This window comes from Acinetobacter sp. CY73 (assembly GCF_059515865.1).
This window is the reverse complement of the sequence record NZ_JCAKMZ010000002.1, coordinates 124,447-144,859: the sequence shown is the minus strand read 5'-3', so window position 1 is coordinate 144,859 and position 20,413 is coordinate 124,447. Positions and strand designations below refer to the sequence as shown.

Below are 20,413 nucleotides of genomic sequence, written 5' to 3'. Positions count from 1 at the left end.
GAAATAAGCAATGTTGCTGATAAAGTTCTAAACTTATTCATAAAATTTTAAAATCCCATCATTTATTTAAATGTTTTAAGCCTTGATTTTTTAAGATTAAAAATGACTTGGGATGTCCTTTGTAAACAGCATACCAACACAAAATAAAACAATAAATGATTGATATATTTAACTTAAATAAAATTTTAATAATAAAATATTGAATTTAGAACGCTATACTGATCCTCAATTGTTGATATTCCAACAATCCATTTAAAATTCAACAACACAGCATTTTTGAAAAAAGACATATTTTTTTGATCATGTTCAAAGTGGTGTTCAAAGTAAAATTAAATTCTGACAGTCACAGCCTCATCTCAAAAAATCTTAAACTTATTCAATCTAGCCATAAACAACTGTTGAAAAAGCAACATGTGCTTGAGAAAAATATGTTGATAAATCACCAGTTAAAATAAAAAAAACACTAAGCCTTTGAAGTTATTTAAATAAAAAAACTGGCATAAAAAATGAAATGGTAAATCCATGTTGTCGCATTTTTGAATGAGGCATTTTTGAAAAAGATCATTATTTTTAAAGATCATTATTTTTAAAGATCACTATTTTTGAAGATCACTATTTTTAGAGTTATTCAGTTTATGTCTGCTTCTACACAAAGCTTAGTTTCTATTTTTGCTAAAAATGTTCAGTCCAAAGCGCAAAAGGTTGCATTACGCCATAAGCAACTCGGGATTTGGCAGGAATGGACATGGCTAGATTTAGCTCACGTCGTTCAAAAGTATGTCGCGATTTTAAACGAATTTAAAAGTGACTTTGAAAGCGAGAAAAATCTAAGCCTTCTGATTTCAAGTGCTCCGAATGTGCATTTTTTCGCGTTCAGCATTGCGTCACAGATATTGGGGATTTCTGTTCAGTTGATTGACTCACAACAACAACAACAACAACAACAACAACAACAACAACAACAACAACAACAACAACAACAACAACAACAACAACAACAACAACACGATTCAAATCTATCTCAATCACTCCAGATCATCCAACCTGATTTGATTTTCATTGAAGATTTGAAACAACTCGATGATCAAACAACACTGGGGCTGAATCCAACGCTCAATTTAAATAGCATCATTTTTTATTTGCAAGATAACCGTTTAAATCCCAGACAGCTCGATCGTACTTACTCCATTTTAGACAGAATAAATCAGTTTGATGATCTTGAATTTAATGATCTTGAATTTAATAATTTTGAACTTAATGATCTTCAATTCAATGATCTTGAATTTAGTCAACCAAATAGCAAAGCTCTTAAACATCCAGCCGAAACAAATGAATTTGATGAAAAGCACATCGCATTCATTTTCCACAAGTTTCAAAATGGTCAACATTTTTATGCATTTTATCATGCTCAAAGCTTGATTGAAGAAGCAGAAAATTTGATTGAAACCCATCATCTCAATCATGACGAACAGGCATTTATTACTCGTGGTTTTGCCAGTCATGATCATATTCGTTATTTGTTTACGAGTTGGCTAATCGCAGGCTTTTGTCTGAATATTCCTGAAAATTTCGAAACTCGTGATCAAGACCGTCAGATGATTTCTCCGACATTGATCATGGGGACATCATCGACCTATGCACGGGTTGAAAATATTGTGCAGCAGAAGCTGCCTAACCCAAACAGCTGGATGTTTAAAATCTTTCCAAATTTAAAAAATTGGCATAGCAATTTTTCAAGTCAACAGTCCGACACGTCTGGGCCATTTGAAAAATTATTCAATGCATTTTTTAAACAATCTATTTTGGCTTCATTAGGCTTTTCAAATTTGCGTACTGCAATTGTTGTCGGTGAATCAAGCTCAGCGCGAACACGTCAATTTTATCACCGTTTAGGCATCAAACTTTCTTCTTGGCAGTCTCAAACCTATTGGAAAAACAAGCAGTTTGATCTCAAGAATGATCTATCGAGCGACTTAACAACATTCAATCATCATTCAGCTTATGGAGAGTTGCATGTCCATCCCCATCACCCATGAAGACGTACTCATCCTTGAACATATACATTTGTCTTTTGCTGCATCTGAGGTTTTAAGAGATCTGAGTCTTAAAGTAAAACAGGGCGAGATTTGTGCCTTGATTGGTCCGAATGGCGCGGGGAAAAGCTCCGTCATTAACACTATTAATGGGATTTATCATCCTCAGCAGGGACAAATTTTCTTTCAAGGAAAATTACTTCAGCGTTACAAAGCAAAGCACTCACCGCATTTGGGTATCGCACGTACATTTCAAAATCTTGCATTATTTAAGCAAATGTCCGTCTTAGATAATGTTTTAACAGGTCGGATTTTAAAGAGTCATTATCCACTGATTGGGGCTTTATTGCGCTTGCCATCGATTAAACAAGATGAAAATTTACAACGTTTAGCCGTTGAAAAAATTCTGGCTCTACTTGATCTTCAACTGCATCGCGACAGTATGGTTTCCACATTATCTTATGGCGTACAAAAGCGTGTCGAATTAGCCCGTGCTTTAGTCTCAGAACCCACGTTACTGCTTTTAGATGAACCTATGGCTGGGATGAACCATGATGAAAAACAAGATATTGCAAAATTTGTAAAACGTATTAATCAACAATTCGGCATCACCATTTTGATGATCGAACATGACTTATCTGTGGTCATGAATATTTCAGATCACGTCATTGTTTTAGATTATGGCAAGAAAATTGCGGACAGTACACCGGCTGAAATTCAAGCGAATCCAGAAGTATTAAGTGCCTATTTGGGTATTGCTCAGGCTCAAGCCAGTTAAAGCATACCGAGCCCATACACCCACGATTCATATTTGATCTAAAAAAATAAGAGATTTATTCAATGTCATTTTTCTTGGAAGTTTTACTCGGTGGCACCTTAGCTGGAGTAATGTATTCATTGGTTGCCGTCGGCTTTGTGCTTATTTATCGGGCATCAGGCGTTTTTAATTTTGCCCAAGGTGCCATGGTACTTTTTGCAGCACTCACTTTTGTTAATTTAACTGAACGAGGTGTGCCTTTTGCCGTGGCTTTCATGGTCACATTATTCGTAATTTTTATTATTGTGCTGCTCATTGATGCTTTGATTTTGAGGCATTTGATTAATCGTTCAGTCATCACGCTGTTCATGGCAACCTTAGGTTTAAGCTATGTGCTTGAAGGGGTTGCACAAACAGTTTGGGGGACTCAAGTACATGGCTTAGATCTTGGCATTGCAGATGTCCCTATTGATTTTCACGGCATCATAATCAGCAAATTTGATTTATTTGCGACCGCAATCGCAGGCACTTTGGTCATTATTTTATCCCTACTCTTTAGCAAAACTCGTTTTGGTATCTCGCTTCGTGCTGTGGCCGATGATCCGCAAGCGGCACAGTCGGTGGGCATCAAACTCAATCATGTTTGGATTATGGTCTGGACGGTTGCAGGCTTTGTTGCATTGATTGCAGGCTTACTTTGGGGCGCGCGTGTGGGCGTTCAGTTTTCATTATCACTCATTGTACTTAAAGCATTACCCGTACTGATTATTGGGGGATTTACATCCATATCAGGCGCAATTGTGGGGGGATTGATTATTGGGGCAACAGAGAAGCTCGCTGAAATTTATTTGGGTGCCATCATCGGTTCGGGTATTGAAAACTGGTTTCCCTATCTGCTTGCCATTGCTTTCTTATTGATCCGTCCAACAGGTTTATTTGGGCAACAACAAGTCGCGAGGGTCTAGCCATGTTTTTATTTTCACAAGCACGTCAGTTCGCTCTGAATTATCAAGATGAAAAACACATCTTTAAAATACAACAACATCGCATTTTGTTCTGGTTTGCATTAGCAGTGGCATTTCTATTCATTCCTTTTGTAGGAAATGACTACGTATTTAATGCGATTTTGGTGCCTTATTTGGTTTTAGCACTGGCTGGATTAGGACTCAACATTTTAACTGGCTATACCGGACAGCTTTCTTTAGGTTCAGCGGCTTTTATGGCTGTCGGGGCATTTGCAACCTATAACTTAGAATTGCGTATTCCCCAACTGCCTTTATTGATCAGTATATTTTTGGGTGGACTGATCGCTGCGATTTTCGGCATTCTGGTGGGCTTACCCAGTTTAAGAATCAAAGGCTTTTACTTAATTGTCTCTACGCTTGCAGCCCAGTTTTTTGTGCCTTGGCTTTTTACCCAATACGGATGGTTTACCAATTACAACGCTTCAGGTGTGATTACTGCACCTCACTTTGACATATTGGGCATTTCACTCAATTCACCTGTTGGACACTATCTACTCACACTAGGCATTGTGGTCGGTCTTACTTTTCTAGCCAGAAATTTACTCAACAGCCAACACGGACGTAACTTTCAAGCGGTTCGTGATATGGAAACGGCTGCGATCAGTATAGGTGTGCCAGTCGTAAAAACAAAACTTTTGGCTTTCGCTATAAGCTCCTTTTATCTCGGTATTGCCGGCTCACTGTGGGCTTTTGCCTACTTAGGAACCGTCGAAGCTGATGGCTTAGACCTTAATCGCTCATTTCAGATTTTATTCATCATCATTATTGGTGGTTTAGGCAGCTTGGCAGGGAGTTTTTTTGGGGCGGCGTTTATTGTGCTTTTACCTATCGTTTTGAGCTTAATCGGCAGTAGCTTTTTTGGGCAAAGCTTCGACCAAGCACTATTACAAAATATTCAAAAAATTATATTCGGGGTCTTAATTATTTATTTTCTGATTAAGGAACCCGAAGGAATTGCTCGTCTATACACACGTTTGTATAGACGGTTAAGAGTATGGCCTTTACGTCATTAACAATACGATTAAATAAGAGAATCCAAATGAAAATATTTAAATTATTGTGGTTTTGGTTGATTAGCATTGCCGTCATCTTGGCGATTATTGTTTTGCTTACATCCAATATGAAAACAGATGCGCAAAAAACACAGCCTGAAGCGAAAAACCCAGCCTCTGAAACAGCACGAGCCAATCAGACCCGTGAACTTTCAGACAGTAAAGCGCAATATTTCCCTTTGCAAAGCTATCGCGTAGGGCCTTATGCAGCAGGTGGAACAGGTTTCTATGGTGGCTTTATTGACTATATGAAATCGATTAATGCACAAGGCGGTATTAATGGCGTGAAATTGGTTTGGTCTGAATGTGAAACCGAATATGTGGTCGAGAAAGGCGTTGAATGCTATGAACGCCTGAAAAAGGGCCTAAATGGAACACCTGCCGCTGCGACCAATCCGCTTTCAGTCGGTATCGCATACGCGACACTTGAACGTTCAACCAAAGATAAACTTCCTCTTATCACCATCAACCATGGTCGTACCGACTCTACTGATGGTCGAGTTTTCCCCTATGTATTCCCATTACAGTTAAATCCGTATAGTGAGGTTTCTGCGATCATTAACTATTTGGGCGAAAAAAGTGGGGGTGTTGCGAATTTAAAAGGTAAGAGCATTGCGGTGCTTTATCACGGCTCTCCATACGGTAAAGAAACCATTCCTGTCATTGATGCGCTGTCTAAAAAATATGGTTTTAAAGTACACCATATTGAAGTCCCTCATCCAGGTAATGAACAACAATCACAATGGCTTAACATTCGTCGAATTCAACCCGATTGGGTGATTTTACGTGGTTGGGGTGTCATGAATCCTGTTGCACTCAAAACTGCACAAAAAGTCGGTTACCCAGTCGACAAAGTGATTGGTAATATTTGGAGTAACTCGGAAGAAGACGCGGCTCCTGCAGGCAATGCAGCAAAAGGGTTTATCTCGATTACCACGCATCCTTCTGGAACAAACTTCAAAGTTCTTCAAGACATCAAGCAACTCGTCATAGATCAAAAACAGTCTGATCTAAGCGATGTCACACGCTTTGGTACAGTGTATTACAACCTGGGTGTGGTCAATGGCATTCTCAATGTTGAAGCGGTTCGTGTCGCACAAGCCAAATTTGGTCAACGCCCTTTAACAGGTGAAGAAGTTCGCTGGGGGTTTGAAAATCTGAACTTAAATGATCAACGCTTAAAAGAACTTGGTGCAACGGGATTGGTTCAACCTTTGAAGCTGTCATGTGAAGATCATGAAGGTGGTGGCGCAGTTCGTTTCCAACAATGGGATGGTTCAAAGTGGAATGTCATCAGTGATTGGGTGCAAGCCGATCGTACTTTCTTACGTCCCATTATTGAAGAGTCATCACAGAAATATGCCAAAGAACAAGGTATTCAAATCCGTGACTGTGCATCAGAACAAAGCTAAGAGGAAACATCATGGCGGCTTTACTGGAAGTTGAAAAACTCGAAGTTGTTTATAACCAAAGTATTCTTGCAGTAAAGCACGTCGACTTGATTGTGCCACAACATTCCGTTGTGGCCCTTCTTGGGGCGAATGGCGCAGGAAAAAGTACAACACTTAAAGCGATCTCACAATTGATTGGTTCAGAGAATGGAACCATTTCTCATGGAGAAATTCGTTATGATGGCAAGTCCATTGCGCATACCGACCCCAGCGATTTAGTCAAACAAGGTTTAGTTCAGGTCTTAGAAGGTCGACATTGTTTTGCACATTTAACTGTCGATGAAAATCTTAGAACAGGTGCGTTTTTACATCGCCCTTCTGCAAAAAAACTGGCACAACAACTTGAGAAAATATATCACCACTTCCCTCGTCTTGCAGATAAGAAAAATACCCTTGCAGGATATACATCGGGAGGTGAACAACAAATGTTAGCGATTGGCCGCGCCTTAATGACACAACCCAAATTAATTTTATTGGACGAGCCTTCAATGGGTCTAGCACCAAAGATCACACATGAAATATTTCAGTTCATTCGTCATTTACAAAAAAATGAAGGACTGAGTTTTTTGATTGCGGAACAAAATATCCAGTTGGCTCTAGATTATGCAGATACTGCCTATGTCATTGAAAATGGGACAATCCGTATCTCTGGAAATACTCAAGCACTCTATGAATCAGGTGAAATTCAACGTGCTTACCTAGGAGAAATTGCTTAATCATGAGCATTAAAGCGATCATTTAATAACTGCTCGCCCCAATAACCCTAGCCTTAAGTGCTGAGGATAGAGATCAGGTAACAAGGATTTAATTTTAAATCCTTGTTTATAGCAGGTCATTCAACATTGTCCCTTTTAATTTTTGAAAGAGATCTAATAAATGATGAAAAGGTCCATAAAAAACCGACTGTCATCAGTCGGTTTTTTAATGATGGTTTCTAAGCAGACCTGGTTTTGACACGATTTCAGTTTTCAGACAATTTTAGCTTTTATGCAAATTTTGTATGATTCTGCGTCTGAGTATCTGCAACAGGACTGGCTCCGATCTGCCAAACAAAGGGTAAGTCAGCACCGTTCACTTCCCAGTCACCAATGGCTTTTTCTTTGTAAATAATTGGATTATGTGAAGAAACGGTCCGTGCATTACGCCAGAAGCGATCAAGCTGTTTTGTACGACTACTTGCCGAAGCACTCAACGCATTAAACAAATGACTGGTCAAATCCAAAACCAGTTTAGACACCACTACCTGACCTTGCGCAGACTCTAACTCAGCTGCAACATTGGCTTGATGCTCTAAAACATCTGTAGATTCGAAGTGACTTAAATAAGCGTGTTGTAAGCTAACTGCAACCTTTTGCGTAATGGCTTCACTGGCATAGGCTTGTGCCGATGCCTGACCAATCACTTGTAATACTTGTGAATCATGGCGTGCTAAATCAGCATTGCCATGGCTAAAAATACGCTTGCGTTCACGTACTTCATGACTAAACGATTCAACGGCGGACTGTGCAATACCGGTTAAAGTCGCCAAATGAAACTGTTGATAATATGCGGTTTGATATTTAAAACGATCCTCAAATGCAATCAGATGAGCTTCTTCTACAGGCACTTGATTTAATTTAAGCGTTCCACTGCCTGTGGTTTTTTGTCCAAAACCATCCCAGTCATCTAACACGCTGACCCCTTGTTCATGACGATTCACCGCAGCAATCACAGGGCGCTGATTCACATCGTCATGGGCGTATAAGTCAATCCAATCTGCAAAAATACTCCCCGTTGAATAGTACTTAGAACCGTTCACTTCAAGCTGACCTTGAGCATTACGTGTTACACGGGTCAGGACATCGCCGATCTTCACTGAACCAACTTCTGTCCAAGCATTTCCCACCAAATCACCTTGCACAAAGCGATTAAACCAAAGTTGTTGATTTTGATCTCGGTGAGCAATCAGACGATCTTCCACAAAAGCAAAATGACCACGTAAAGCCTGAACAATATTTGAGTCGGCTTTGGCTAATTCTGTGAGTAATTGGAATAATTGAGGTAGTGATAAACCAGCACCACCGTATTTTACGGGCACACGTACAGCACCAAAACCTGCTTGTTTTAACCATTCAATCGGTTCAAAAGGTAAAATAATCTCTGTTTCGCGCTGTACTGTACCTTCAGCAATCTTTCTAAAAATTGGACGGTATTTTTCAGCAACCGATTCATAGTGTGCTGAAATTGATAATTCTGAATAATCAATTTGAGTATTTGGCATGGTTCTATCCCATTTATATCTGAAACGATTTGTAATACGTTCTTCGCATTTTGTTCTTTGTATTTTGAAGATTCTAATCACCGTAAAAAATGAATCTCAGCTCCAAGGATGACGTGGTGGAAGCACGCCATTCAAGTAATAATTTCCCACAATGTTGTATTTCCAGCGTACTGGATCATGTAAGGTATGGGTACGTGCATTTCGCCAATGACGATCTAAATTAAGATGTTGTAAGGTCGAGCGCGCACCAGACAATTCAAACAATTTATTGGATGCGAGTATCGCAATTTCAGTCGATAACACTTTAGCTTCTGCTACCAGCAAGGTTGCCTGTGCCACAGTCTCTTCATTGCATTGCGTAATGGCTTCGTCTATCGCATCCCCTGCCAAATCAAGTACAGCCTCTGCAGCACGTAATTTAATTTTTAATTCACCAATGTTGGCAATCGTATAAGGATCATCACTGGCTTTTTCTAGTCCAGAATCTATCCACGGTCGAGCATGTTGTTTCACATAGTCGATCGTTTCTTGAATCGCACCACGAGCAATCCCTGCATCAACCGCCGCTTGAATGAATTGGGAAATTGCCCCAGCTGGTGTAGGTCTTTCAAAGGCTTTGTAAATGGGTACAACGTACTCTTCACGTACTTCAACTTGATTGAGTTCAACTGAACCACTGGCAGTTGTGCGCTGTCCAAAACCCGACCAATCATTGATAATGGTTAAACCTACTGTTTCTCGAGGAATTAGAGCTGCATAAGCTAAGCCAGCATCATCCACTGCAACTGTAGGTATCCAATGTGCGAGTAAAGCACCTGTTGCAAAGAATTTTTGTCCATTGAGTTCATAGCCGTGCTCCGTTTTATGAATGGTGGTTTTTAAATCAGCGACTGTCTTACTGCCTTTTTCGGAGAAGGCATTACCAAGACGAATCCCTTTTAATAGTAAGTCAAAGAAAAATCCTTTTTGTGCAACACTGGCATCTAAGCGAATATGCTCCACAAAAACCCAGTGATTTTGCGCAATTTGTCCCAAAGAAGGGTCTACACTCGAAATCGTTTTCACCACCTCTGCCAAAGTTCGGTATTTGACCTGAGCCCCGCCATAATTTTTCGGCACAGTGATCGCCCAAAGACCACTTTGTGAATATTGTTGAATTTCGGTCAACGGTAAACGGCGCTCTTGATCTCGCTGGGATGCTTCTTGGGCAAAATTTACTGCCAATTGCTTTGCAATCTGAATTGCCTCTGCATCAGATTGAATAATATGTGCATGCTTCTCTTGTTCAAAAACGGAAGCTGGTATGCTATACCCATGTGGAAAATGCGCATGTGATTGATTTAAATTACCCATGAATGAAGCTCAAATACTGTATAAGTTATAATCAACGTATCATTAAAATGTTCTTCGATTTATACGATTAATTGGATTCTTTATCAGGTTGAATCTGATTACTTTTGCATAAAAAATGATTTATTTTTTTGCAGTTATTTTTCACTTACTTACAACTCATTAACAATTTCAAATAGGCATAATGCGATTTGTCACCTATGATCAAATATGCAAATCCACCCTTCTCTGAGGATTTTTACTGATGGCAAACAATGCGAGCACCCCCGGTCGTCGCTTTATGAAACTCGCAGGTATGACGGCGAGTATTGCAAGCAAAACCGTATCTAATAAGATTCGCAATTTTAATGCCGATGAAGATCAAAAAAATGAAGCACGGAGTAAGCTTTTTCAAGATATTGGTATTCAAATCGCTGACACTTTAGGGGAAATGAAAGGTGCAGTGATGAAAGTGGGACAAATTGCATCCCAATATAAAGATATTTTTCCACCTGAAGTTGCCAAGGCAATTGCAAAATTACAGCGCCAAGCGCCTGCGATGCCCTTTGCTCAAATTAAACAACAAGTCGAAAAAGAACTCGGTAAACCGCTTGATCAAATTTTTAAGCACTTTGATGAACAACCATTTGCAGCAGCCTCTATTGGACAAGTGCATAAAGCAACGCTTTCGAATGGAAAAGAAGTGGTGGTTAAAGTCCAATATCCAGGAGTCGATGAAGCCTGTGAAAGCGACCTGAAACAAGTCCGCTTAGCCCTGCGTTTGATGGGTGTATTGAAAGTAGATCGTAAGCTCCAAGATCGTATTTTCCAAGAAATTCAAGACAGCTTGCATGAAGAACTCAATTACGAGATCGAAGCACAAAATTTACACGTGTTTAAAACCTTTCATGAAAAACTTGATCCAAAAATTATTATCCCAAATGTATTTACAGACTATTCAAGCCGTAGAATCCTAACCTTGAGTTTGGAGAAAGGTGAAAATATTGAAACCGCAAGTACATGGGATCAACCAACACGTAATGCAATGGGACGTCGTTTAGTCCGTGCTTTAGGACAACAGATGTTTTATTTAAAACGTTTTCACTGCGATCCACATCCAGGCAACTTTGCATTCCGTGAAGATGGTAGCGTGATCATTTATGATTTTGGCGGTGTGAAAACTCTTTCGATTGACATCGTAGAACGATTTAAAGCTTTGGTTCGAGCTGGACGTAAGCACGACATTGCACCAATTGAAGAACATTTAACTGCATTAGAGGCGCTGTCTGAAAAAGGTGTTTTTCCAGTAGAGCTTTATCATGAATGGCTAGAAGTACTTCTTCGTCCCTTGACGACGCAATATGATTTTGCCGAAAACTCAGCACATCATGATGGCGTGAAACTGGTCAAAAAATCACTTAAATATTGGGACACCTTCAAGCCATCCCCAGACACATTGATGGTGAATCGTACTATTTCAGGGCAGTATTGGAATTTGATTCATTTAAAAGTGAACGATAATTTGAATGACTTGTTTGAGGAACTTGTACCCTCACTCAATGAGTCTTGAATCTTGAAAAAATGAACATTCGAATGTTCTAGTTACAAAACCTCCACTTGATTAATATTAATTGTTATATTATAACATAACCATATTTTCAATCATGCGATTCAACTGGAGAGTTCCTTTATGCGTACCGATATTCACCCCCAATATCAAGATATACTTTTTCATGACACCAATGCAGATGTGTACTTTGTGATTGGAAGTACACTCCAGCCTCAACAGACCAAAGAGTATCAAGGTAAAACTTATCCGTATATGACTCTTGATATTTCAAGCGCTTCACACCCTTTCTATACTGGTGAAATGCGTCAAACCAGTAATGACGGTCGTATTGCGAGCTTCAATAAACGTTTTGGGCGTTTTAAACGTTAATTTTAACAATATTTAAAGTGATTTATTTTTAGCTCCTCATTGAAGTCTAAGTCCACTCCAGATGCTTAGGCTTCTTTTTTATTGTGCAGAAAACATCAAATTCGTTAAGTAATACCCCATTCCAAGAACACAAACACCGATGATCAAACTTGATATTGCATAAACACCTGCAAGCATCATTTGATCTTGACGTAATAATTGAAATGTCTCCAAACCAAAACTAGAAAAAGTGGTAAATCCACCCAGTATTCCCACCATTAAAAATAGACGTGTTTCATGTTGTAGAACTGGAAACTTCATACTGATCGCAAAAAAAATTCCTGCAAGTACGCAACCCACTAGGTTAATGAGCCAAGTCGCCCATGGAAATCCTGCTTGAGATGGCATAATCCATAAGCTAGCGCCATAACGTAAACTCGCACCAATTGCGCCACCACATGCTACCAGTAACCAGTTCATTCCTTTTCCTTGTTCATTTCTTTCGTACTTTGATGATGGATTTTTAAAATAAGAACATCGTTTTAAGCTCAATACTGAAGAATTGATAATCTACAGCTCAATAAAATAATTCGTTAATATATCTGAATTATAAATCAAACCATTTGCTCAGATACCAAATCTAACAATCCAGGAAACCACTATGGCTCACACATTATTAGCACAGCTCGCTCAAGGCGAAGCTAAATTTTCAGACGTTTTAGCTTTCATTGAAGCCACATATACGTACACCCCAACGGCCTTTAAAAATGGTCAACAAGCCAATGCCGCAACTGAAAACCAAGGCAGTGCTAAAGTATTTTCTTTTGCAAAACTCAATGCCTTTGACAAAGAGCAAACTTTATCTTTATTCGCAGAGCACTATGCTTCTGTACTCAATACACCAGAAGCAACAGACCATCAAAATATTCGCCAATTTATGATTCATGGCTGGGATGGCATTCACTTTGATGGAACAGCTTTAACAGCGAAATAATTTTTCAATTTTCCATCTTTTTATTCACTAAATGGATATTTTTCAATCCTGTACAACAAAAATTCGATAGTCACCATTTAGAACTTAATAGTGGTTTTTAAAGCGGTTTTAAGGTGGCCATTGATCATGCTGAGGTAGACCATCGCAAATCGTATCCCAACTCGCTTTATCCGCAACAAAGATATGCCGAGTTGGTTTCTGTAAAATGATAGAATCTAAAGTGCCTAGCCTTAAACGATAAAACTCTGGGGCTGATGCCTTAATTCCAATGATTGGAGAACCACACTCCTGACAAAAGCATCGTTTTGTTGTATCTGTAGATTGGAATGTTTTTAATAAATGCTCACCTTGAGTGAATTTAAAATCTTTAATTCTCACAGCTGCATTGGTGGCAAAAGCAGTCCCATTCGACTTACGACATCGTTGGCAATGACAATGTAAAATTTCTCCAATTTCGCCATGAATTTCATAACGAATTGCACCACATAAACAACGTTCTGAGTATTTTTGTTGAGCCATTTTATTGTTCTAGCATGACGAATTCAAACTAAGACTAACACAACAATATGTTCACTTTTAATACACATCAGCAATTATTTTTGCATTAAAAATTGATGTAAACCCTCTGCTGCTGCACGTCCTGTGGCAAAGCATGCCGTGAGCAAATAACCACCTGTTGGTGCATCCCAATCCAACATTTCCCCACAGCAGAAAATATGTGGATTCGATTTGAGTTGAAGTTGCGGTGTTAACACTGATTGCTTAATCCCACCCGCACAACTGATTGCTTCCTCAATCGGTCTAAAACCATCGAGTGGGACAATTAAATGTTTAATCTGAGCTGCCAATCTTAAGGGATCATTCCATATCGTCTTTGGAACCAGCTCTCTGACCAAAGCAGCTTTGGTTTGATCTAGTCCCGCTTTACGCCAAAGATTACTTGAACTTTGTTTTTTACTCGGTTTAAGTTTATCAGCCAATTGCTCAACACTCAGATCAGGTAATAAGTCTAAAATGATATGCATGTTCTGATTTTTCTCAGCAGGTTTAACTTTCAATTGTTCTCGTAGAGCGCGACTATGCTTATAGATCAAACCACTTTCTAAACCATAATGACTAATGACAATATCGCCTGCTGACTTAGGAGCGTCGCCTACCCAAGCTTCAACACGCTTTAAAGGCTGACCAAATGAAGGTTGCATATAAGAAGACCAACAACGTTCTACACCAGCATTGCTGGCTAGAAAAGGCTCAACTTCATCATCTTTTAACCACTGTTGCCATGCACCATCACTACCTAACCGAGACCATGAAACAGCGCCACATGCCAACACAATCGCATCAAAATGTTCAGATTTTTTTTGATCATTCTTATGGTCAAAAATCATCAACTTATTTTGTTCAAGCTGAAGAATCTGATGGCGATAATAAAATTGAACCTGTTGCTCCAAGAGTCGTTTCAGCCATGCCCGTAATAATGGTGCTGCCTTCATCTCAATCGGAAAAATACGACCTGAAGTTCCCACATAAGACTCAATACCTAAATCGTGCATCCATTGTTGAATCCATTCAGCATCCCATTTTTTCACCCAAGGCGCTAACCAATCTGAATGATCATAGCGCTGAATAAACTGATCGACAGGTTCAGCATGAGAAATATTTAAACCTGTCTTACCTGCCATTAAAAACTTACGAGCAGCAGATGGCTTTTGTTCAAACACATGAATATCGTATTCATACTGACTGAGTCGCTCAGCTGCCATCAAACCTGCAGGGCCTGCACCGACAATTGCTATACGGGGTTTAGTCATGTTCTGTTTCAACAGAAGCTGGATCTAGTTTAAAATTTTGACCTTGCAAAGGCTGAAAATCATCAAAACGTGTCTTGTAGTCTTCAGGTTTTGAAATAATGAGTTGCTGACATAATTCGCCACGCTCTAAGTACTTCACTTCAAAATGAGTGCGCGCCGAAGTGGTTGGAATGACTTCTTTCACGAAAGGCAGTTTCCAAACATTGATCAGCTGCTGCTCTGCTTCAGCAATATACTCAGGAATATTACTCGCTAAAGTGACGGTGCCATGACTGTCTAATCTTGAGATTAAAAATTCAAAAAAAGGCATATTCAACCAACGTTGTGCTGGATTATGCGGTTCTGGATTTGGATACAGAATAAAAAAATGTTGAACTTGTTTCGGATGCAACGCATGCACCACCCAAGGCAAGGCATCCGCATGGATTGGATTCAGATTGATCTGACCCTCAATTTCATGTTGTTTTTGCATCGCCAAGAACTTCTCTCGCGTCCGTTCAATTGCAATCAGATTGTGCTGTGGATTTTGAGCACTAAATAACAATGCATGTTTGCCTTTTCCTGCTCCAATTTCAATACAAATCGGTTCATTTGGAATCACTTTAAAATCGCGTGGCGCATGCATACGCTGTGCTTGAAATTGACGAATCGGCATAATCAGATCAAACTAAGGAAATCGGCATAAGTCTAGCAATTCTGAATGAATTTGACTAATTGTTCAGATCCCTAACACCTCTATTGGAGCCCATCATGACTCAAACCTTCCCTTGCCCTCGTTGTGGTCAACCTAGCTTTTGGACCGACAATCCATTTCGTCCATTTTGTTCTGATCGCTGTAAACTAATCGATCTAGGTGCGTGGGCAAATGATGATTATAAGCTTCCGACCGAAGATTCTCCTCAGGCAGATCAGAATAACTATATTGACTAAATATTAAATTAATGAAATTTCACTAAAAGCATAAAAAACCACCAATAAATCAAACACATTAAGCAAAATAAATTGTATTAATTTACATTTTACTTATGTTATAGTGACACGCATCACAAAATAACAACAGAAAGGTGTGTCATGTTTTTATATATTTTTCTTTTATGTTTAACTTTTGCTTTTTTCATTTTAGGGGCATTTTTCCTTATATCTGCAATTTTTCATTTGGATTTAAGTTTATTGATTGTTGCCGGTTTATTTGTAGTGGCTGGAATTTTGCTCCGCTTGGAACATTTAGAAATTGAAACTGATATTACATTGTATTAAATATCAGTCATTTATAATTTTATAAGTTATCCAGCTTTCCCAGCGACAAATGGATTGTATTGTTTTTCATGTCCAATCGTACTGATTGGACCATGTCCCGAAATAAATTGAGTTTCATCAGGCAAGCTAAAACATTCCCGATGAATCGAATCAATCAATTGCTGATGATTACCTTTTGGGAAATCAGTACGCCCTATCGAACCTTTGAATAACACGTCTCCAGTCCATAACAAGCCATAGTTTTGATTATAAAAAATCACATGACCTGGTGTGTGGCCTGGAGCGAAACGTACTTCAAACTTTTCATCACCAAGCTCTAGTACTTCCCCACCCTCTAGCCATTGATTCACCTTAACAGGCTCTGGGATTGGAAAACCATAGCGTGCTGAAACCTCCTGAATCATATCCAACCAAAAAGCATCTTCTTTATGCGGACCAATCACAGGGACATTCCATAACTTAGTCAATGCTCCAACAGCCCCAGCATGGTCCAAATGCCCATGGGTTAACCAAAGTGCTTTAACCGATAATCCAAGTTCTTCCACTTCTTTTTGAAGTTTTTCAGGTTCACCACCGGCATCAATCAGTACAGCCTCTTTGCTTTCCGAGTCCCAGACAATGGAACAGTTTTGAGCAAAAGCGGTTACGGGAACAATTTTAACTTGAAGCATAGTTTTACCTAATATCAAAAATTCGAATTAAAAATTAATTTAGTGCGCTAAAGTGATTTTGAGCGCGTCTAACTGCGCTTGAATAAACGAGTTGAGCATTTCAATATGATCGAGATTTGCATTCAAAGCAGGTATATATGCGTATGACTCCCCACCTTGACTTAAAAATAAATCTCGATTTTCAACAGCCAATTCTTCAAGTGTTTCCAAACAATCCGCTGAAAAAGCAGGGCTCAGTACCTGAACAGATTGAACACCTTGTTTTGCCCAGTCTTTCAAAATCTGATCGGTATATGGTTTGACCCACTCCTGTTTGCCAAATCGAGATTGAAAACTAATTGCCCACTGTTGCTGATTCAATCCTAATTTTTCTGCAACTTTTTGAGCCGTTAAACGACAACGATCCGCATATGGGTCACCTTTATCTGCATAAGGTTGTGGAATCCCATGAAATGACATTAACAGCTTTTCAGGTTGACCATGCAGTTTTTGGTAATCCAATACACTATTTGCAAGAGCTTCGATAAATAAAGGGTGCTGATAATAATCTCGAATAATACTTAGACCAGGTAAATTCCTTTGCTTAAGCACCCATTTTGAAACAGCATCATATAAGGGCGCTGAAGACGTTGCCGAATACTGAGGAAACAATGGAAATAAAACCAGATGATCTTGAGGGTCTAAGCTCATCTTTTTTAAAGCCTCGTGGATACTTGGATTGCCATAAGTCATTGCTGGGATGATATCGAGTTCAATATCTTGATTATTTTTCAACAACTGCTTTTTTATTAATTCGACCTGCTCGAATAAGATTTCCCGCATAGGAGAATCAGACGACCAAACTGATGCATAGGCTTCCGACACTCGCTTGGGACGAAATGGCAGAATGAAAGCATGTAAAATCACTTTCCATAAAAATGATGGAATTTCAATAACACGCTGATCCGATAAGAACTCTTTTAAAAACTGACGAACTGCTGGGACTGTTGGCGCATCCGGCGTTCCTAAGTTGGCGACAATCACAGTAACTTTAGGTTTAGAGTGAGTCATTTTCCACACCAGCAATCAAAAATTCATGGCGTTACTTTAGCAGACAATCTTTAAAACTGTTGGATGAAAAAACCAATTATATTATTCGGGAATGCCTTTCCATCAAAGCATTGTTTTTTAAAATCATTGCCGATTTATCCGTGACTTTCCATAATAGTCTTTGGCGGTCGTCACGTCCAACAGGGACGATCCATTCGTTTTGACGCATTTGCTGTTTAATAATATGCAAGGAACGCACATTAATTTGAGCACGAGATATGGCATGAGTACGTGGCATCTGCTTTTGTGCATCCGCTAATCCGCTCTCATTTAAATACTGATTCATGACCTTAGAGAAATTTTCTTCTGGCATTGCTTCAATAAAATAAGAAGAAAGAACCTTGAAGAGTTCACCCCAAGTCATTTCACGAATAACATTTAGATCTTTGAAATTACCATCCTGATAAGCATGCATCCGGTAATCAAAACTAAAGCTATCCTTCATATTGACGCGCGGCAAAGATAAAAATGGATCAACCTCTCCATTAATTTTACCCATTTTCGCTTGAGATAATTCAGATTTTAAACGGTCAATTTCATCTTGCAAAGATTGAATACTTTGAGGACGTACCCACCCCAATACAGGATAACGTTCAAGCATTTGTGGCATCTGTGAACGAATGGCCAACTCTAATTCACGAAGTGATTTATAAGGAATGACTTGTTCTATTTCTTTTTGAATCTGATTTCTAAAATCATTAAAACGATCTTTCAAATCCTGACGTGTTTCTTGTAATTCAGGATCTCGTGCATCTGGATTATCATGCATTAGAACAATAATCGGTTTTTGTTTCGTCACTGCGTAGATATATTCAAGATGCATATAACTCACACCCGAAACTGATTGCTCGCCGTATTGGCTACCCAAAAGCAATAGAACATAGTCACAATCATCAATTTGACGTCGTGCAAAAGCGGTACTCAAAGGCGTCCTCTGTTCTAATCCCCAAGAGAAATACCCCATACCGATCAGGGTTTGAGACACGACCATTCTCTCGGGCTGCATCTCTTTACCAGAGGTTATAATAAAAACTTGGTAACGCTTGTCGAGCATAGCTTAACCCGTTCCTTTGTATAACTTTATATCTAACATTTCATGACTTTTCAAAGGCTACACTACCCAATTGTTCTTTATTCTATTTTCCACCTTGTATGCTGAACGAATTAGTTGAATTTTTCAACTACATTTTCAACTGTCCATGAGATTTCTGAATCAATTAAGCATTTGATTATTGGTTTTAATTCTTTTGCATTCTGTCCACTTACAAAACAAGCCAATCGTGGTTGATCGATTTCAAATTGATTAGCAACTAAATCATTTTTTATCAATATTCGAGCTGTCTGCCTTGCAACCGCGAATCCAGAGTCAACCAAGCTTAATTTATTTCCATAGACATGCTGAATCGCATCTTTTAGAAATGGATAATGTGTACAGCCTAATACTAAAAAATCCACACGATGATTCACAATCGGATCTAATAGTTCTTGAAGAATTTTATGGCTTTTGGGTGAATTTTGCTGTCCAGCCTCTACTAAAGGGACTAAATCTAAGCATGTTACCGTACAAACATTCACGCCTAAAGGTTCAGCAAAGTTTTTCATTACGTCTTTGATCAGCTTGCCACGAAAAGTTGCGGGTGTCGCCAAGACAGCAACAGACTTTGACTTGGTCTGTAATACAGCAGGTTTCAACGCAGGAACTAATCCAATAATCGGAAATTTATCCCCATAATGATCACGTAAATGATCCAAACTAAATGCTGAGGCGGTATTACACGCAACCACAGCAACTTTACACCCCTGACGATATAACCACTCAACTGCATTTGCAGTCAGTTCACGAATATTCTCATCATCTCGTGGGCCATAGGGAACGTTTGCTGTATCTGCATAGTATAAAAGACGCTCATTTGGCAAATAACGTGCGATCTCAAGAGCCACTGATAACCCACCTATCCCCGAATCAAAAATACCAATTGGCGCATTTGGGTCTGCGTGAGGCATTGGTTCATTCATCTGAGTAAGGGCGAATATTGCAGACATGCTAGCGACTACTTTTTGATTAGATATACTGGATAGAACAAAGCTTAAACCTCAAGTGCCCAATTGCAAATTGAAATTACCACTTTTAAGCAATAAAACCGATTCACCCTGCTGATTTTCAATCAACTCTCCCATTTCAATCAAATGAAAGAAACTCGCGCGCTGAATTAATGCATTAATACCAAAACGCACATGCACATAAGGACGTAATTCACCTGCAAATTCACGCATAAAAATCGGATGCGCTTGATCGACAATCACAATATCTTGTGTGGTTGTTTTGAGTTGCAAATATTGAAGACCATCGATTTCAATTTGATCGACTTGGTTGACAAACAAAGGTTCATCTTCAACCTGAATTTCAATCTGCTCAACGGGCGTTTTTAGATAGAATTTATCATTTTCTTTCCAGAGCACCGTTGAAAATAAATCCACTAGACTTTGTCTTTTAATCAGTTGACCTTCGTGCCACCATTCTCCGTTGGCTTTAACCTCTAAATCCATTACACCACAATGTTTTGGATGCCATTGATCCAATGGAGGTATTGACTTTTTGTGACTGGACTGTGCATTTTTTAAATATTGTGAAAGATTGCTTAAATTTTTATCATCAGGTACAAGAGTATCTGTTACTGCTTTTGTAGAATCATTTTGTTTTACCATGGTTTATGCCCTGCTGACGAAAAATATAACGACTCAGCCAATTGGCTTGATCAAGGATTA

22 protein-coding genes are annotated in these 20,413 nt (G+C 39.1%); 11 read left to right on the top strand and 11 right to left on the bottom strand.

From position 1 onward, the window contains the following. Positions 1 to 635 precede the first annotated feature (635 nt). The 6 genes from AC5YD2_RS02040 to AC5YD2_RS02015 all read left to right on the top strand — a co-directional run bounded on the left by AC5YD2_RS02040 (position 636) and on the right by AC5YD2_RS02015 (position 7,034). Positions 636 to 2,036: a hypothetical protein gene (locus AC5YD2_RS02040; protein WP_496124720.1), complete on the top strand. Its 1,401-nt coding sequence runs from the start codon at positions 636 to 638 to the stop codon at positions 2,034 to 2,036. After that, positions 2,014 to 2,811 carry an ABC transporter ATP-binding protein gene (locus AC5YD2_RS02035; protein WP_496124719.1) on the top strand — a complete coding sequence of 266 codons (798 nt, stop codon included), beginning with the start codon at positions 2,014 to 2,016 and terminating at the stop codon, positions 2,809 to 2,811. Before AC5YD2_RS02040 ends, AC5YD2_RS02035 begins: the two co-directional genes overlap by 23 nt. Before the next feature lie 62 nt (positions 2,812 to 2,873). After that, positions 2,874 to 3,755, top strand: a complete 882-nt coding sequence (locus AC5YD2_RS02030) for a branched-chain amino acid ABC transporter permease (RefSeq protein ID WP_496124718.1) — start codon at positions 2,874 to 2,876, stop codon at positions 3,753 to 3,755. A 2-nt stretch (positions 3,756 to 3,757) separates the two neighbouring features. Beyond that, positions 3,758 to 4,828, top strand: coding sequence for a branched-chain amino acid ABC transporter permease (locus AC5YD2_RS02025; RefSeq protein ID WP_496124717.1), 1,071 nt, complete (start codon positions 3,758 to 3,760; stop codon positions 4,826 to 4,828). A gap of 26 nt (positions 4,829 to 4,854) precedes the next feature. Next, positions 4,855 to 6,279, top strand: coding sequence for an ABC transporter substrate-binding protein (locus tag AC5YD2_RS02020; RefSeq protein ID WP_496124716.1), 1,425 nt, complete (start codon positions 4,855 to 4,857; stop codon positions 6,277 to 6,279). An 11-nt stretch (positions 6,280 to 6,290) separates the two neighbouring features. Next, positions 6,291 to 7,034, top strand: a complete 744-nt coding sequence (locus tag AC5YD2_RS02015) for an ABC transporter ATP-binding protein (protein ID WP_496124715.1) — start codon at positions 6,291 to 6,293, stop codon at positions 7,032 to 7,034. 269 nt (positions 7,035 to 7,303) lie between these two features. On the opposite strand, the gene AC5YD2_RS02010 is transcribed toward AC5YD2_RS02015, so the two are convergent. Then, positions 7,304 to 8,578, bottom strand: coding sequence for an acyl-CoA dehydrogenase family protein (locus AC5YD2_RS02010; protein ID WP_496124714.1), 1,275 nt, complete (start codon positions 8,576 to 8,578; stop codon positions 7,304 to 7,306). 96 nt (positions 8,579 to 8,674) lie between these two features. Continuing rightward, positions 8,675 to 9,931, bottom strand: coding sequence for an SfnB family sulfur acquisition oxidoreductase (locus AC5YD2_RS02005; RefSeq protein ID WP_496124713.1), 1,257 nt, complete (start codon positions 9,929 to 9,931; stop codon positions 8,675 to 8,677). A 241-nt stretch (positions 9,932 to 10,172) separates the two neighbouring features. On the opposite strand from AC5YD2_RS02005, the gene AC5YD2_RS02000 reads away from it, so the two are divergent. Together AC5YD2_RS02000 and AC5YD2_RS01995 are read left to right on the top strand one after the other, a co-directional pair. Further along, on the top strand, positions 10,173 to 11,477 hold the full coding sequence (locus AC5YD2_RS02000) for an ABC1 kinase family protein (RefSeq protein ID WP_496124712.1): 1,305 nt from the start codon (positions 10,173 to 10,175) through the stop codon (positions 11,475 to 11,477). A 120-nt stretch (positions 11,478 to 11,597) separates the two neighbouring features. Continuing rightward, the gene (locus AC5YD2_RS01995) at positions 11,598 to 11,846 is read left to right on the top strand and encodes a type B 50S ribosomal protein L31 (RefSeq protein WP_496124711.1); all 249 of its coding nucleotides are present in this window, start codon (positions 11,598 to 11,600) and stop codon (positions 11,844 to 11,846) included. Between the two features lie 78 nt (positions 11,847 to 11,924). Here AC5YD2_RS01995 and crcB read toward each other — a convergent pair whose 3' ends face one another. Beyond that, complete coding sequence (gene crcB, locus AC5YD2_RS01990) at positions 11,925 to 12,305, bottom strand: fluoride efflux transporter CrcB (protein ID WP_496124710.1); 381 nt, start codon at positions 12,303 to 12,305, stop codon at positions 11,925 to 11,927. A 181-nt stretch (positions 12,306 to 12,486) separates the two neighbouring features. On the opposite strand from crcB, the gene AC5YD2_RS01985 reads away from it, so the two are divergent. After that, a complete protein-coding gene (locus AC5YD2_RS01985; RefSeq protein ID WP_496124709.1) occupies positions 12,487 to 12,819 on the top strand; it encodes a HopJ type III effector protein in 333 nt (110 codons plus the stop codon). A 108-nt stretch (positions 12,820 to 12,927) separates the two neighbouring features. On the opposite strand, the gene AC5YD2_RS01980 is transcribed toward AC5YD2_RS01985, so the two are convergent. The 3 genes from AC5YD2_RS01980 to AC5YD2_RS01970 all read right to left on the bottom strand — a co-directional run bounded on the left by AC5YD2_RS01980 (position 12,928) and on the right by AC5YD2_RS01970 (position 15,291). Continuing rightward, positions 12,928 to 13,338 (bottom strand): GFA family protein, encoded by a 411-nt coding sequence (locus AC5YD2_RS01980; RefSeq protein WP_496124708.1) that lies wholly within the window; start codon positions 13,336 to 13,338, stop codon positions 12,928 to 12,930. A gap of 74 nt (positions 13,339 to 13,412) precedes the next feature. After that, positions 13,413 to 14,630: a TIGR03862 family flavoprotein gene (locus AC5YD2_RS01975; RefSeq protein WP_496124707.1), complete on the bottom strand. Its 1,218-nt coding sequence runs from the start codon at positions 14,628 to 14,630 to the stop codon at positions 13,413 to 13,415. After that, positions 14,623 to 15,291, bottom strand: coding sequence for a class I SAM-dependent methyltransferase (locus AC5YD2_RS01970; protein WP_496124807.1), 669 nt, complete (start codon positions 15,289 to 15,291; stop codon positions 14,623 to 14,625). Before AC5YD2_RS01970 ends, AC5YD2_RS01975 begins: the two co-directional genes overlap by 8 nt. Positions 15,292 to 15,380: 89 nt before the next feature. Here AC5YD2_RS01970 and AC5YD2_RS01965 point away from each other — a divergent pair, with 89 nt between their 5' ends. After that, positions 15,381 to 15,560: a DNA gyrase inhibitor YacG gene (locus AC5YD2_RS01965; protein ID WP_496124706.1), complete on the top strand. Its 180-nt coding sequence runs from the start codon at positions 15,381 to 15,383 to the stop codon at positions 15,558 to 15,560. A 141-nt stretch (positions 15,561 to 15,701) separates the two neighbouring features. After that, the gene (locus AC5YD2_RS01960; protein ID WP_496124705.1) at positions 15,702 to 15,887 is read left to right on the top strand and encodes a hypothetical protein; all 186 of its coding nucleotides are present in this window, start codon (positions 15,702 to 15,704) and stop codon (positions 15,885 to 15,887) included. A 26-nt stretch (positions 15,888 to 15,913) separates the two neighbouring features. Here the strand turns inward: AC5YD2_RS01960 and AC5YD2_RS01955 are convergent, their stop codons facing one another. From AC5YD2_RS01955 to AC5YD2_RS01935, 5 genes are all read right to left on the bottom strand, one after another. After that, entirely contained in the window at positions 15,914 to 16,558 is a 645-nt protein-coding gene (locus AC5YD2_RS01955) for an MBL fold metallo-hydrolase (protein ID WP_496124704.1), read from the bottom strand. Between the two features lie 39 nt (positions 16,559 to 16,597). Next, a complete protein-coding gene (gene hemH / locus AC5YD2_RS01950; protein WP_496124703.1) occupies positions 16,598 to 17,608 on the bottom strand; it encodes a ferrochelatase in 1,011 nt (336 codons plus the stop codon). A 76-nt stretch (positions 17,609 to 17,684) separates the two neighbouring features. Beyond that, entirely contained in the window at positions 17,685 to 18,701 is a 1,017-nt protein-coding gene (locus AC5YD2_RS01945; RefSeq protein WP_496124702.1) for a DUF4062 domain-containing protein, read from the bottom strand. Positions 18,702 to 18,811: 110 nt separating this feature from the next. After that, positions 18,812 to 19,690, bottom strand: a complete 879-nt coding sequence (murI, locus tag AC5YD2_RS01940) for a glutamate racemase (RefSeq protein WP_496124701.1) — start codon at positions 19,688 to 19,690, stop codon at positions 18,812 to 18,814. 51 nt (positions 19,691 to 19,741) lie between these two features. Continuing rightward, positions 19,742 to 20,353, bottom strand: coding sequence for a DUF1285 domain-containing protein (locus AC5YD2_RS01935; protein ID WP_496124700.1), 612 nt, complete (start codon positions 20,351 to 20,353; stop codon positions 19,742 to 19,744). Positions 20,354 to 20,413 lie beyond the last annotated feature (60 nt).

Bases quoted from the DNA above. Each gene is read 5' to 3' on its own strand.
- AC5YD2_RS01955 (WP_496124704.1), bottom strand. From the start codon at position 16,558: ATGCTTCAAGTTAAAATTGTTCCCGTAACCGCTTTTGCTCAAAACTGT.
- AC5YD2_RS01975 (WP_496124707.1), bottom strand. From the start codon at position 14,630: ATGACTAAACCCCGTATAGCAATTGTCGGTGCAGGCCCTGCAGGTTTG.
- AC5YD2_RS01960 (WP_496124705.1), top strand. From the start codon at position 15,702: ATGTTTTTATATATTTTTCTTTTATGTTTAACTTTTGCTTTTTTCATT.
- AC5YD2_RS01980 (WP_496124708.1), bottom strand. From the start codon at position 13,338: ATGGCTCAACAAAAATACTCAGAACGTTGTTTATGTGGTGCAATTCGT.
- AC5YD2_RS02020 (WP_496124716.1), top strand. From the start codon at position 4,855: ATGAAAATATTTAAATTATTGTGGTTTTGGTTGATTAGCATTGCCGTC.
- AC5YD2_RS02025 (WP_496124717.1), top strand. From the start codon at position 3,758: ATGTTTTTATTTTCACAAGCACGTCAGTTCGCTCTGAATTATCAAGAT.
- AC5YD2_RS02000 (WP_496124712.1), top strand. From the start codon at position 10,173: ATGGCAAACAATGCGAGCACCCCCGGTCGTCGCTTTATGAAACTCGCA.
- AC5YD2_RS02005 (WP_496124713.1), bottom strand. From the start codon at position 9,931: ATGGGTAATTTAAATCAATCACATGCGCATTTTCCACATGGGTATAGC.
- crcB (WP_496124710.1), bottom strand. From the start codon at position 12,305: ATGAACTGGTTACTGGTAGCATGTGGTGGCGCAATTGGTGCGAGTTTA.
- AC5YD2_RS01965 (WP_496124706.1), top strand. From the start codon at position 15,381: ATGACTCAAACCTTCCCTTGCCCTCGTTGTGGTCAACCTAGCTTTTGG.
- AC5YD2_RS01985 (WP_496124709.1), top strand. From the start codon at position 12,487: ATGGCTCACACATTATTAGCACAGCTCGCTCAAGGCGAAGCTAAATTT.
- AC5YD2_RS01945 (WP_496124702.1), bottom strand. From the start codon at position 18,701: ATGCTCGACAAGCGTTACCAAGTTTTTATTATAACCTCTGGTAAAGAG.
- AC5YD2_RS02035 (WP_496124719.1), top strand. From the start codon at position 2,014: ATGTCCATCCCCATCACCCATGAAGACGTACTCATCCTTGAACATATA.
- AC5YD2_RS02010 (WP_496124714.1), bottom strand. From the start codon at position 8,578: ATGCCAAATACTCAAATTGATTATTCAGAATTATCAATTTCAGCACAC.
- AC5YD2_RS01935 (WP_496124700.1), bottom strand. From the start codon at position 20,353: ATGGTAAAACAAAATGATTCTACAAAAGCAGTAACAGATACTCTTGTA.
- AC5YD2_RS01995 (WP_496124711.1), top strand. From the start codon at position 11,598: ATGCGTACCGATATTCACCCCCAATATCAAGATATACTTTTTCATGAC.
- AC5YD2_RS02015 (WP_496124715.1), top strand. From the start codon at position 6,291: ATGGCGGCTTTACTGGAAGTTGAAAAACTCGAAGTTGTTTATAACCAA.
- murI (WP_496124701.1), bottom strand. From the start codon at position 19,690: ATGTCTGCAATATTCGCCCTTACTCAGATGAATGAACCAATGCCTCAC.
- AC5YD2_RS02030 (WP_496124718.1), top strand. From the start codon at position 2,874: ATGTCATTTTTCTTGGAAGTTTTACTCGGTGGCACCTTAGCTGGAGTA.
- hemH (WP_496124703.1), bottom strand. From the start codon at position 17,608: ATGACTCACTCTAAACCTAAAGTTACTGTGATTGTCGCCAACTTAGGA.
- AC5YD2_RS02040 (WP_496124720.1), top strand. From the start codon at position 636: ATGTCTGCTTCTACACAAAGCTTAGTTTCTATTTTTGCTAAAAATGTT.